The organism is Rothia nasimurium (genome assembly GCF_928391935.1).
In the GTDB taxonomy this organism is placed as follows: domain Bacteria; phylum Actinomycetota; class Actinomycetes; order Actinomycetales; family Micrococcaceae; genus Rothia; species Rothia nasimurium_D.
Genome location: NZ_CAKMTD010000002.1, coordinates 39,488 through 51,879 on the forward strand (window position 1 = coordinate 39,488; position 12,392 = coordinate 51,879).

The 12,392-nt window shown below is 60.1% G+C and carries 8 protein-coding genes; 1 reads left to right on the top strand and 7 read right to left on the bottom strand.

Going from position 1 to position 12,392, the window contains the following annotated elements:
* Window positions 1-381: 381 nt before the first annotated feature.
* Window positions 382-2,412, bottom strand: a complete 2,031-nt coding sequence (locus L7A15_RS03500) for a M3 family metallopeptidase (RefSeq protein WP_237187677.1) — start codon at window positions 2,410-2,412, stop codon at window positions 382-384.
* A 288-nt stretch (window positions 2,413-2,700) separates the two neighbouring features.
* Here L7A15_RS03500 and L7A15_RS03505 point away from each other — a divergent pair, with 288 nt between their 5' ends.
* On the top strand, window positions 2,701-4,113 hold the full coding sequence (locus L7A15_RS03505; RefSeq protein WP_237187676.1) for an alpha/beta fold hydrolase: 1,413 nt from the start codon (window positions 2,701-2,703) through the stop codon (window positions 4,111-4,113).
* Window positions 4,114-4,172: 59 nt separating this feature from the next.
* On the opposite strand, the gene L7A15_RS03510 is transcribed toward L7A15_RS03505, so the two are convergent.
* From L7A15_RS03510 to coaE, 6 genes are all read right to left on the bottom strand, one after another.
* Window positions 4,173-4,577, bottom strand: coding sequence for an SdpI family protein (locus L7A15_RS03510; protein WP_237187675.1), 405 nt, complete (start codon window positions 4,575-4,577; stop codon window positions 4,173-4,175).
* A 199-nt stretch (window positions 4,578-4,776) separates the two neighbouring features.
* Window positions 4,777-5,973 (bottom strand): TerC family protein, encoded by a 1,197-nt coding sequence (locus L7A15_RS03515; RefSeq protein ID WP_237208775.1) that lies wholly within the window; start codon window positions 5,971-5,973, stop codon window positions 4,777-4,779.
* A 162-nt stretch (window positions 5,974-6,135) separates the two neighbouring features.
* Window positions 6,136-7,344, bottom strand: a complete 1,209-nt coding sequence (locus L7A15_RS03520) for an MFS transporter (RefSeq protein WP_237208776.1) — start codon at window positions 7,342-7,344, stop codon at window positions 6,136-6,138.
* A gap of 91 nt (window positions 7,345-7,435) precedes the next feature.
* Window positions 7,436-9,580 (bottom strand): excinuclease ABC subunit UvrB, encoded by a 2,145-nt coding sequence (uvrB, locus tag L7A15_RS03525; protein WP_237208777.1) that lies wholly within the window; start codon window positions 9,578-9,580, stop codon window positions 7,436-7,438.
* Window positions 9,581-9,665: 85 nt separating this feature from the next.
* Window positions 9,666-11,498: a BCCT family transporter gene (locus L7A15_RS03530; RefSeq protein WP_237208778.1), complete on the bottom strand. Its 1,833-nt coding sequence runs from the start codon at window positions 11,496-11,498 to the stop codon at window positions 9,666-9,668.
* Between the two features lie 233 nt (window positions 11,499-11,731).
* Window positions 11,732-12,343 carry a dephospho-CoA kinase gene (coaE, locus tag L7A15_RS03535; protein ID WP_237200769.1) on the bottom strand — a complete coding sequence of 204 codons (612 nt, stop codon included), beginning with the start codon at window positions 12,341-12,343 and terminating at the stop codon, window positions 11,732-11,734.
* Window positions 12,344-12,392 lie beyond the last annotated feature (49 nt).

The following is a 12,392-nucleotide window of genomic DNA, read 5'->3' on the forward strand; positions in this document are numbered from 1 at the left end:
CCTCTATGCTCGAAAATTCTAATTAAAAATACACAGCTCTAATTCTCTTTAAATATTAAGAAAATAATTCAGCTACAGGAGTAGTGCATTTCATAGTTCTATTATAAATATCCTGTCGCGCAAAATGCTACTACTCATTTGTTGTTGCTCTAGAGATGAAAAATGTTCCCCCAGCGCACTCACCTGAACACCAAGCCCCTAACCGACCAGGCATTGTCTACCTACTACGACCTATACTCACCTTTCTTTCCTGCTCTCATCCTCGACTTACATACAGAAAAGAAAAGTGTTCCAGTCTCAAGGGAAAAGGTTTTTTACTAGTCAGTAGATACATGGCTCCTTCCTCAGTCGGAGCAGGCGGGCTTGTTGCAAATACCTAAGCTAAATTAGCCCGCGCCGCTTCAACAACGGGGCCGTGTCGGCCGTACGTCCGGTCATGGCCTTGAAGCTCTCGGGGATGGGCTGGGTGCCGCCGACCGCCAGAATATGGCGGCGGAAGGCGTCCCCGTTCTCCCTCGTCAACCCACCATTAGCCTCATACCAGGCCACCGTGTCCGCGTCGAACACCTCCGCCCACAGGTAGGAGTAGTAGCCCGCCGCGTACCCACCACTAAAAGTATGGTTCAGGTAGCTCGTACGGTAGCGGGACTCCACTAACTCATGCCAAAGCCCCATCTGCCGCAGGGCCTGCTCCTCAAAAGCCCTCGGATCCTGCACCGGGGCAGCGTCCCGCTGGGCAGGCAGCTTATGCCAAGCCCAGTCCAGGGCAGCAGCACGCAGGTACTCCACCGTAGCCTGCCCCTGCCCCCACTGGTCAGCGTTTTGCACAGCCTCAATCAGGTGGGCAGGCACCGGCTCCCCCGTCTGATAATGCACCGCATAATGGGGCAGGATCTCCGGGTGCAACATCCACATCTCATTGACCTGGCTGGGGTACTCCACGATGTCCCGTTCCACATTGGTCCCAGACAGCGACCGGTACTGGGTATCAGACAGCAGGCCGTGCAGGGCATGCCCGAACTCGTGGAAGAGGGTATTGACCTCGTCAAAGGTAACAAAAGCCGGCTGACCCTCAGCCGGGGCCGGAATGTTCAAATTATTGACCACCACCGGGCGGGTACCCTCAGCACGGGACTGGTCCACCAGGGTGTTCATCCAGGCCCCGCCACGCTTAGTATCACGAGTAAAGAAATCCCCCAGGAAGAGGCCTAAGGGGCTGCCATCGGCGTCGAAAACCTCCCAGATTCGCACCTGCTCATGGTAGCCAACAAGGTCAGGACGTTCGGTGAAGCTCAGCCCGTAAACCCGGTGGGCGGCGTAGAAAACCCCGTCAACGAGCACCCGGTTGAGCTCAAAATAGGGTTGGAGGGCCTCAAGATCAAGGGAGAACTGCCTGGCCTTGGCTTTTTCTGAGTAGTAGGCCCAGTCCCAGGGTTCGAGCTTGTCAATGCCATCCTCTGCTGCCAGGTCAGCCAGTATTTGGGCCTCCCGGTCAGCATTCTGCATAGCGGGTTCAATGGTTTGGGCAAAGAGGTGTTCGACGGCCTCGGGGGTGCCTGCTGTGCGGTCGGCGACGGCCAGGGCGGCGTAGGAGTCGAAGCCGAGCAGGGCGGCTTTCTGGGCGCGGAGGGCCGCAATCTCAGCTGCCATGCCCCAGGTTGCTTGGCCCCGCTCGACGCTGGCTGTGTAGAGGCGCTGACGGGTTTCCCGGTTGCTCAGGTTGGCAAGGGGCGGCTGCTGGGTAAAGAGTTCGAGGGTGAGCAGCCACCCTGAATCGTGCCCTGCCGCGCTGGCAGCCGCGCGGGCGGCGTCCTTACTGGAGGCCGGAAGGCCAGCCAAGTCGGCCTCGTCGGTGATCAGGACGGCCGCCGCGTTCAGGTCCCGGGTGACCTGCTGGCTGTAGGCGGTTTGGGCCTGGGCGATCGCCAGGTTGAGGCGGGCGAGTTCCTCCCGGTCAGCCTCGGTGAGGGCGGCACCGGCCAGGGTGAAGTTTTGGTGGAGTTTTTCGGTGAGGCGAATCTGTTCGTCGGTCAGCCCCGCCTGGTGGCGGCCGCGGAAGACGGCGTCGAGCTTAGAGTAGATAGCGGGGTTCAGGTAGAGGTCGTTCTCAAGCTGGGTGAGTTTTTCGGTGATTGTGGTTTCGAGTTCCAGGCGGTCGGGGGTGCCGTCCGCCCACACCAGGTTATGGAAGATTCTGGTGGCCCGTTCGAGGGTGTCGCTGGGGCGTTCAAGGAGGGCAACCACGTTCTCGAAGGTGGGCTCGTCGGTGAGCTCTGCGATTCGGGTGTAGTTTGCGCGGGCTTCAGCCAGGCCGGTTTCGATAGCTGGCAGGAAGTGGTCGGTGGTGATCGCCGCGAAGTCGGGCAGCTGGTAGGGCAGGGAAGATTCTGTGAGCAGGGGATTGTGTGTCATGCACAATAGGTTACTGCACGCGAGGGCTTCCAGGTGGCTGATGTACATTTTCATCTCTTGTACCCGAAATACATGTCATACGGTATGTAGTTGGGGCGGACGGGGTGTAGTTCGGTGTGAGCGAATAGGCCGGTTTTGGCGACGGGTAGGTGGGCCGGGGGGGTATCCGTTACCTCCGCTCACAGGGTCACATTAGAACATCTTAGGTAAGCCCTCACAGCCAAGATCGGGCAGCTAGGGTAGCCTATCGGTAGAAGAAAGACCTTACCTTGCGTGCAAAGGAGCCCCATGCCTACCCACCCCCGCCTGCCCCAGCCGACCCACCGCGTCGGCGTCACCCACACCATTGACTCCCTCAAGCTCATTGACCACTGGTTCACCGTGCCCATGACCCACGGGTTGATCTATGGCAAGGGTGAAGCGGCAGCCCTGGAATCCCGCTTTGCTAACCAGACCATCACCGTCTTTGCCCGCGAAGTCATTGACACTTCTGACGCCCTGACCACCCCCGTCGATGAGCGCCCCTACATGGTCTACCTGCAGGGCGGCCCCGGCGGCAAGAGCCCCCGCCCTATCTCTGAAGGCGGCTGGGTGCAGGAACTCGCCAAGACCCACCGCCTGATTCTGCTGGACCAGCGCGGCACCGGCAATTCCACCCCGCTTTCTGCCCGCGTCATCACCGCCCAGGGCAGCCCCGAGGTGCAGGCTGAGTTCTGCGAGCTCTTCCGCGCCGATTCCATCATTGCCGATGCCGAGGTCGTCCGTGAATTCCTGCTGGCAGACCGCACAGATAAGCGCTGGTCGACTATGGGCCAGAGCTTCGGTGGCTTCTTGACCCTCTCCTACCTTTCCTTTGCGCCCGAGTCCGTCAAGGATTCCCGCATGACTGCCGGGCTTGCCCCCATCCGCTCCCACGTGGATGACGTTTACCGCTCCACCCTCGACCGCATGAAGGAGCGCACCGAGGAATACTACGGCTGGTACCCAGAAGATCAGGACCTGACCGTCCGCATCTGCGAGCACCTGGCCAAGAACGAGGAATACCTACCCACCGGCGAGCGCCTGACCCCGCACCGCTTCCAGATGCTGGGCAATATTCTGGGCGGCAACTCCTATAAGCACTCCCTGCATTTCATCTTGGAATCTGCTTTTGCTGAGTCCGACAAGTGGCTCTCTGACCAGTTCCTAGCGGAGGTCGGCGCCCAGGTCAGCTTCCAGGCTGGCCCCCTCTACGGCCTGCTACATGAGACGATTTATGCGGACGGACCCGCGCAGGAGCTGGGGGGCACCTCGCCGTCTGCTTCACCGACGAACTGGTCTGCTGCCCGCATGTACGCTGAGCGCCCGGATTTTGCTGAGGACGCCTCTCCCCTACTGCTGACCGGTGAGCATATCTTCCCCTGGTATTACGAGGAGGACCCTGCCCTGCGTCCGTTGGCTGAGGTTGCCCAGTTGCTGGCTGAGAAGAAGGACTGGGGCCGTCTCTACGACCACGACCAGCTGGCCCGCAACGAGGTGCCCCTGGTTGCAGCGGCCTACGTGCCCGATGTGTACGTGGATTACGCCCACTCGATGAAGACCGCCGAGTTTGTGGGTAACACCCGCGTGTGGACGTCTAAGACCCACCACCATGACGGTCTGGGCGCGGACGGCCCCCTGATTCTGGGTCACCTGAAGAATCTGCTGGCCGATATGCGCTAACGGAGTTTAGCTATAACAAGAAGACCGAGGGGTGCAGCTGCACCTCTCGGCCTTTTTATTCAGTGATGGATTGGGGAGGCCTGCTGGTCTTGTTCCCAGGCTCGGTGGGCGTCGTTGGCGGCAGACGTTCCTCGTGTCATGGCAGCTACCAGCATGGCGATAGTGGGAAGAATCAGAAAGGCGAGACCAACAGGAATAACTGCGGAATTATGGGCCATCAACCCCAGAGCCAGGACGAGGGCCGCCCCAGCAATCTGTGCCCAGGCGCAGATTCGCAGCGCAGGGGCAATCGCCCTATGGGCCGCGTACCAGGCGGCATCCGACTGCATGGTTGCTGCGGTGCGGACGCCCACCAGTCCGTTACGGCGCAGGGTGCCGGCTGCACCCATGCGGGCTATGGCCAGAAAGAGCCCACCCAGCAAGAGCAGGCAAAAGACCAGGGGCAGATACTCGGCTGCAGACATGGAAACTCCCTTCTTGGGCAAAAACAGGGGTTAAGGTCAATTCTACTCAAATCTGAAATCTAGTTCTAGAGCCCCAATCCTTATGACACCTCCACATGAAAAGACCACTGGCCCCTTCCCTCTCGAGATGGGGCCAGCGGTCGTGAAGCCGGGGAGGGCGTCCGCACCCCTAGTTCTTGGGGCGGACGCCTACCGCCGGTTAGGCGCTGCGCTCGGCGTGGGCGGTGCGGGCCCGGCGAACTAGATCCTGGTACTCGTTCTCAGACTCAATCAGCTCGTCGCGGTACTTCTGAGGAATCTCGCGGGACTTAGCCACCTCAGCATCAAGCTTGCTCTGAATCTCAGCGCGCTCAGCCTCAGAAGCATCGGCGGGCAGGTTCAGGTACTTCTCAGACAGGGTCTGAACACGCTGGATGGTTGCCAGGGCCTTGCCCTTGGGTGAGAGCAGGGAGGCCAGGACGGTCACAATCAGCACACCCACGATGACGGTCAGTGAGAAGCCGATGGTGACTTCAACAACGTGAACCGGCTGACCATCGTTGATGAAGGGCAGGGTGTTCTCGTGCAGAGCGTGCAGCAGCAGCTTCACACCGATGAAGGCCAGGATGATGGACAGGCCCCATGAGAGATAGATGAGGCGGTCCAGCAGGCCGTCAATCAGGAAGTAAAGCTGACGCAGACCCATCAGGGAGAAAGCGGTTGCCGTGAAGACAATGTAGGCTTCCTGGGTCAGACCGAAGATAGCGGGGATAGAATCCAGGGCGAAGAGGATGTCGGTGCCACCGATTGCGACCATGACCAGCAGCATGGGGGTCATGACCTTCTTGCCGTTTTCAATGGTGAAGAGCTTGTCGCCGTCGTAGTAGTCAACGGTGTGGAACATCTTCTTGGCAAGGCGGACGACGAAGTTGTTGGCCTCGTCCTCTTCTTCCTTGTCGGTAACTTCACCCTTGATGAGGTTACCGGCAGTGTAAATCAGCACCAGGCCGAACAGGTAGAAGACCCAGCTCCAACGCTCAATCGCAGCAGCACCCACCAGAATAAAGGCGGTACGGGCGATCATTGCGAAGATAATACCGAAGAGCAGCACCTTCTGCTGGTCCTCACGCGGCACGCGGAAGGAGGCCATGATAATCAGGAAGACAAAGAGGTTATCAACACTCAAAGCCTTCTCGGTGATGTAACCACCGTAGTATTCGGCCGCGAACTGGGGGCCGTCCCAGAAGAGGATGACCAGGCCAAAAGCCAAAGCTAAACCAACATACACAGCCGACCAAACAGCGGCCTCTTTAATGGTGGGTTCATGCGCCTTACGCACATGGAAGAAGAAGTCATAAGCAAGCAGTACCAGGATGAACGCAATCGTAACACCCCACTGCAACCCAGTGATATGCATTGGGAGCCTTTCTTGTGGTTGGGTTTGCCAAATTCCACAAGTCTCTCCCACCACCTCAAAGGGTGGTTTCCTGCCCCGGTTGGGCGCCTTCGATCAACGTGCTGACGACACAGGAATTAGTGGGATACTCCCTTGCTCGGTCTACAACTATAACCCATCTTGTTACTTTTGAACAGACGCACGGGCGTCCTTGATTCCCATGAAAATGGCACAGACTAGGAGAAGGAGGGCGGCGCCCGTCCAGGCGGTGGTGAAGCTGGTGGTCTGGACGGCGGCGCCGATAGCGAGAGAGCCGAGTCCGGTACCGATGTCGAAGTGGGAGTTCCAGGCAACGGAGGCCCGCTGGGTGGCGTCGGGGCCACCGGCGTCCGACAGGGCTCGCACCATGGTGACCGACTGCAGGAAGCCGTAGCCGAAACCGATAAGGGTTGCGCCAGCCAGGAGGAAGATGATGGAGGGTAGGCTTGCCCCGTTGACCCAGCCTACGAGTGCCACACCGAGGGCGGTGAGGGCTAGCACCGGGGTCATGAGGAGGCGGGTGCCGAAGCGGTCGGTGAGTGAGCCCCCGTAGAGACGAGTGGGGGTAGCCAGGGCGCAGAGCAGGAGTAAGGCCCCTGTCGCCAGGGTGGCATTGGGGGCAATTTCGGTGGAGAAGGTCATGAAGGCACCGCCGACGCTGGTGACGAGTGTGAGGGTCAGCAGCGCGGGCCAAATACGGGCGATGATGGTTGCGGTGGAGGTTGCCGGGGTGGAGCTACTCCCCTGCTCGACGGCCCTTTGCTCCTCCATGAAGTGGTCTACCAGTCGGCCTAGTTGCAGGGCGAAGGGGGCGGCGAGGGCGGCGATCGCACCGGTTGAAATGACGGCCTGGTAACCGAAGGTGTCGAGGGCCCAGGGGGCGACGGGCGTGAAGAACATTTGGGAGCCTGCTGCAGCTAGCCCGTAGAGGCCGACGGCCCGTCCACGGTATTCGACGGGTACGAGGTAGGACATGGCTGAGGAGCAACAGACGGTGACGATTCCGAAGCCGATTCCGCGCAGACCCGAGGTAACAAGCACGTTGAGCAGGTCAGGGCTCAGGGCCTGGATCAGGGAGGGTAGCCCCATAAAGAGGGTGCCCACCGGCAGCACGAGTGCCCAGGAGAAGCGGCGGGTCAGGGCGGGGACGCTGAACTGGGTGGCTACGGTGACGGCCATGAGGACCGCGTTGGTGGCACCGGCTCCCAGGGAGCCTGCTCCGCCTGCCAGGGCCCAAGCCGGTGAGGCGGGGAGCAGGATAGATAGGCTGCAGATGGTCAGCCCGAAGGTGAGCAGAATCTGGGGCATACCCGGCATGCGGGCGACGCTGGGGCGCGATGCTGTCTGGCTCATGGGACCTCCGGGGGTGGTGTTGACACAAACTGCACCAGTCTACACTACGGCGGCTGGGGACGCCCCATTCCCCTGGTTTTCTTCTAGTTTCCTAGGCGTGGCCTGCTTCCTGCATGGCTCGCAGTTCCTTTTTGAGGTCGGCTATTTCGTCGCGCAAACGCCCTGCCAGCTCGAATTTGAGCTCTTCAGCTGCCTGCATCATTTGGGCGTGCATTTCTTCAATGAGCCCCAGTAGGTCTTCGGCAGGAGCTGCCGCGAGGCCGTCCTGACGCACCCTAGCTTCTGCCTTTTTGAAGAGTTCTTCGGCTTCAGGGCTGGTTGAAGCGTACTTGGTGCCCTTCTTAGTGGGGGCCAGCTTGCCTGATGCCCCCTTGCGGGCGGCAAGGAGTTCGGCGGTGTCTTCTGATTCGCGGGCCAGGGCGTCGGTGATGTCGGCGATCTTCTTGCGCAGGGGCTGCGGATCAATGCCGTGCTCACGGTTGTAGGCCTGCTGAATCTCACGGCGGCGGTTGGTTTCGTCGATGGCAGTACGCATGGAGTCGGTGATTTTATCAGCGTACATATGCACCTGCCCACCCACGTTACGGGCGGCTCGGCCGATGGTCTGAATCAGGGAGGTGGTGGAACGCAAGAAGCCCTGCTTATCGGCGTCCAGAATGGCAACCAGGGAAACCTCGGGAAGGTCCAGGCCCTCACGCAGCAGATTGATACCCACCAGCACGTCAAAGACGCCCTGGCGTAGTTCGCTCAGCAGCTCCACTCGGCGCAGGGTATCGACGTCGGAATGGAGGTATTGCACCTTGACCCCGTGCTCTAGCAGGTAATCGGTGAGGTCCTCGGCCATGCGCTTGGTCAGGGTGGTGACCAGCACACGCTCGTCGCGCTCTACCCGCAGGCGAATTTCTTCTAGGAGGTCATCAATTTGCCCCTGGGTTGGCTTGACCACAATTTCGGGGTCGACCAGGCCGGTGGGACGGATAATCTGCTCCACTACCCCGTCTGCCTGGGCCAGTTCGTACTTACCGGGGGTAGCTGACAGGTAGACGGTCTGGCCGATGCGGTCGAGGAACTCTTCCCATTTAAGGGGACGGTTATCCATGGCTGAGGGCAGGCGGAAGCCGTGCTCAACTAGGGTGCGCTTGCGGCTCATATCGCCCTCAAACATGGCCCCAATTTGGGGGATCGTCACATGAGACTCATCAACAATGAGCAAAAAGTCGTCGGGGAAGTAGTCCAGCAGGCAGTGGGGAGCAGTGCCACGGGCCCGGCCGTCAATGTGGCTGGAGTAGTTTTCAATACCGTTACAGAAGCCCATCTGCTCCATCATTTCCAGATCGTACTGGGTCCGCATCCGCAGGCGTTGGGCTTCAACGAGCTTGTTCTGGGATTCGAGTTCTTGCAGGCGGTCGCGTAGTTCGTCCTCGATGGAGGTGATGGCGCGGGCCATGCGTTCGGCGCCGGCGACGTAGTGGGAGGCCGGGAAGACGTACATTTCGGTTTCTTCGCGGATGACATAGCCGGTGAGCGGGTGGAGGGTGTAGATAGCTTCGATTTCATCGCCAAAGAATTCAATGCGGATCGCATTTTCTTCGTACATGGGGATGATTTCGACGGTATCGCCTCGCACCCGGAAGGTGCCGCGGTGGAAGTCGAGGTCGTTGCGGGCGTACTGCATGGAGACGAAGCGGCGTAGCAGCTCGTCGCGGTCGATTTCTTCGCCCTGGCGTAGGGTCACCATCTGGGCGACGTATTCTTCGGGGGTGCCCAGGCCGTAGATGCAGGAGACGGTGGCGACGACGACGACGTCGCGGCGGGTGAGAAGGGAGTTGGTGGCGGAGTGGCGCAGGCGTTCGACTTCTTCGTTAATGGAGGAGTCTTTTTCGATGAAGGTGTCGGTCTGGGGGACGTAGGCTTCGGGCTGGTAGTAGTCGTAGTAGGAGACGAAGTACTCAACAGCGTTGTTGGGTAGGAGCTGGCGTAGTTCGTTGGCCAGCTGGGCGGCTAGGGTCTTGTTTTGTACCAGGACGAGGGTGGGCCGCTGGACGGCTTCAATGAGCCAGGCGGAGGTTGCGGATTTACCGGTGCCGGTTGCGCCCATGAGCACGATGTCTTTTTCGCCGTTCTGGACGCGCTCGGTCAGTTCTGCGATGGCCTTGGGCTGGTCGCCTGCTGGCTGGTATTCGGAGATGACCTCGAAGGGGGCGACGACGCGGTTGATTTCCTGGGCTAGACTCATGCCCTCTACCCTACCGAAAAACCCCCGACAAAACTAGAACATATGTACTAGTTTCGTCGGGGGCTAACAAGCGGTCGCTCAGACCCTACTTCTTGGGGTCGATGTTGGTGGCGGGCAGGGCACCTGTCACGATCGCAGTGTGGGTTCCCTGTTCTTCAGCTGGTGCGGTGGCAGCTTTCTTAGCTGCGGCGTCCTCGGCAATATCTTCGGCTGTGACGACGGGAATCTGGCCGGTGTTGGGCACCAGGCCCTCAAACTCGGGTTCGGTGCCCAGCTCGTATTCGGGGCGGATGGTGACTTCTTCAATGGAGGAGAAGTCTTCCTGGGCCCGGCGGTGGTATTCCTCCATGGGGAGTACCTGCTTCCACTGGCGGGTCTTCATGGGAGGTAGCTCCCCGGCGTCCTCTCGCAGGGCGCGAACCAACATCCACATCTGCATGAAGCCGATCAGCCAGACAGGGAAGCCCATGACCACAATGACGTTTTGCAAGGCGGTCAGGCCATTATCACCGGCAGCCACCAGAATGGAGGCTGATACCAGGCCGATGGAGGCTGCCCAGAAGATTCCCTGTTTCTTGGGAGCTGGATCTTCGTGGCCGTTGGCGATGGCGTCCATGATCAGGGCTGCTGAGTCGATGGAGGTGATGAAGAAGATGGTGATCACCAGCAGGGTGACGGCGGCAACGACCTGGTAGAGGGGGAAGTGGCTGAGGAACTCGAAGAGGGCAGCGGGGATATCGCCGTCCTCAACGACGGTCTGCACCAGGGTGCCGTTTTCGTTGCGTTCAATATTGAAGGCGCTCAGGCCGAAGACGCCCACCCAGATGAGGGTGAAGGTGGTGGGGGCTGCCAGCACGCCGATGACGAACTGGCGGATGGTGCGGCCCTGGGAGATCTTGGCGATGAAGAGGCCCACGAAGGGGGCCCAGGTGACGGTCCAGGCCCAGTAGAAGACCGTCCAGTCGCCGATCCAGCCGGTGTCGGCGAAGGCGTCGTTGAAGAGCATCATCACAGGCAGTTTCTGCAGGAAGTACCCGGCAGACTCGATGGTGCCCAGGGTGACGAAGCGGGTGGCGCCGGTCATGAGGATGAAGAGCATGAGGGCGATCGCCAGCAGGATATTGATGTAGGAGAGGCGCTTGACGCCCTTGTCCATACCCATAAGGACGGAGGTAATCCCGGCTGCGGTAATGATGGCGACGATACCCGCCTGGATCCAGCCGCCCAGGGGCACCCCGTACATAATGCCCAGGCCGGAGTTAATCTGCAGGGCACCCAGGCCAACCGACACGGCGATACCGAAGACGGTGGACACAATAGCGATGGAGTCGATGGTCTTGCCGATGGGGCCGTGGATCCTCTCCCCTAGCAGGGGCTGGAAGATAGAGGAGACGCGCGGAGGCAGCTTGCGCTTGTAAGTGAAGTAGCCAAAGGCCAGGGCCGGGACGGTCATAATAATCCAAACGCCTAGGCCAATGTGCCAGTTGGCGATGGAGAGGGCCTCAAGGGCAGCCTTGTCTGACTGGGGTTCTACCCCGTCGTAGGGCGGGTTGGCGAAGTGGGTGATAGGCTCAGCCGCGCCCCAGAAGAGCAGGACGGCGCCCACCCCGGCGGCAAAGAGCATACCAAACCAGGCCAGCCCTGAGTACTCGGGTTCAGCGTCGTCGTCGCCAATTTTGATTCGCCCGAACCGGCTGCAGGCCATGTAAATCAAGAAGACAAAGAAGATGACGATACCCAGGGTGTAAACCCAGCCCAGGTAGGTGATAATGAAGTCTGAGACAGCCCCGATACCGTCAGACATGGCATTGGGGAAGATCATCATCAGCAGGGTAAAGAGGACGATGAAGAGGGCAGAGGCAAAGAAAATAGCGGGGCTGGTTCGTAAGCCCAGTCGGTCGTGTAGCTTGTTCAGCACGGGGATAACCCGGTGGACGGTGGTCGGCCCCTGGGCCCTGTTAGTCCACCTGGTACCCGGGGGTTGCTCCGGGAGCGGGGCAACCCATCAATACTAAGTCACCTGATTTTTCTTTTCCAGTCAATCATAAGCCTACTTGATTTTTTCCGTTCGCCTGTTCTCGCCCTTTCCCCCAGGTCAGGGCCCAACCAGCAGCCAGCCGCCCCTCCCCCACACCTGTCTCAAAAAAGTTTCTACCCTTTATGACGCAATATTTTTGACCACACCTGACCCACCTGCGCCTCAGTCTGCTCAAGGGACCCAGAATTATCAATCACCCAGGTAGCAAGAGCCCGACGTTCCCCATCACTGGCCTGGGCCGCCATCCGCGCCCGCGCGTCCGCTTCGTCCATTCCCCGAAACTCCACCAGGCGGCGCAAACGCTCGCCCTGCTCCACCTCAACCACCAGCACCCCGTCAAAGCGGTCAGCCTGGCCCGTCTCAGCCAGCAGGGGAATATCCTCCACTACCACAGCGTCCTCCCCCAGCTCAGCGCGGGCCGCCTCCACCTGGCGGGCAGACTCAGCTCTGACCAAGGGGTGAACGATCCCGTTCAGCACCTGCCGCTTACTCTCGTCCGCAAACACCAGGGCAGCTAAGGCCGGGCGGTTCAAGCTCCCATCTGGGTTTAAAATCTCCTGCCCAAATGCCTGTACCGCCGCGCTCAGGGCAGGCTGGCCAGGCTCCATGAGCTGCCGGGCAATAGCGTCGGCATCAACCAGTCGGGCCCCCCGCTCCACCAACATCCTGGCAACCGTAGACTTACCCGAGCCAATACCGCCGGTCAAACCAATCCTTGTGACCATCGAACGTCCTTTCGTCCCGTTTACCCACCAGCCTACGCCCCCGCCAGCA